This is a genomic window from Streptomyces millisiae, from assembly GCF_031845425.1.
In the GTDB taxonomy this organism is placed as follows: Bacteria; Actinomycetota; Actinomycetes; order Streptomycetales; family Streptomycetaceae; genus Streptomyces; species Streptomyces millisiae.
In genome coordinates this window covers 1-409 of the sequence record NZ_JAVREM010000388.1, presented here as the reverse complement: position 1 = coordinate 409, position 409 = coordinate 1, and the positions used below count along the sequence as shown (strand labels likewise).

The following is a 409-nucleotide window of genomic DNA, read 5'->3' as shown; positions in this document are numbered from 1 at the left end:
GCCACGCCTGACCAGGGACGGGATCTGGTAGCAGAGGGACTTTCCGCCGCCGGTCGGCATGAGCACGACGGCGTCGCCGCCGGAGACCACGTGCTCGATGACCGCGCCCTGCTCGCCGCGGAACGCGTCGTACCCGAAGACCCGGTGCAGCGTCCGCAGCGCCTCGGTCTCGGCCCCGCCACCTGCCCCGTCGTCGGTGCCGGTCCCGTTGCCGGTCACCGTCCCGGGCCCATCCATGCTCACTCCCAATGCTCTGTCCCCCGAGGTCCGCGCCGTACGGTACACAGCCCGACCCGGAACCGCTCCGTCGTCGGTCCGTCCCGGCCGCACGCCCGGCCCTGTCCGTCCTTGCTCCGTCCCCGACCACGATAGGCGCCTCCTACGACAACGCCGGACGGTCTGTGGATAT

General features: G+C 71.9%; 1 protein-coding gene. It reads right to left on the bottom strand.

Going from position 1 to position 409, the window contains the following annotated elements; translation table 11 throughout:
* Positions 1-237: DEAD/DEAH box helicase (locus RNC47_RS37220; protein ID WP_394814969.1), on the bottom strand; the 237-nt coding region annotated here is incomplete at its 3' end.
* Between the last annotated feature and the right edge of the window lie 172 nt (positions 238-409).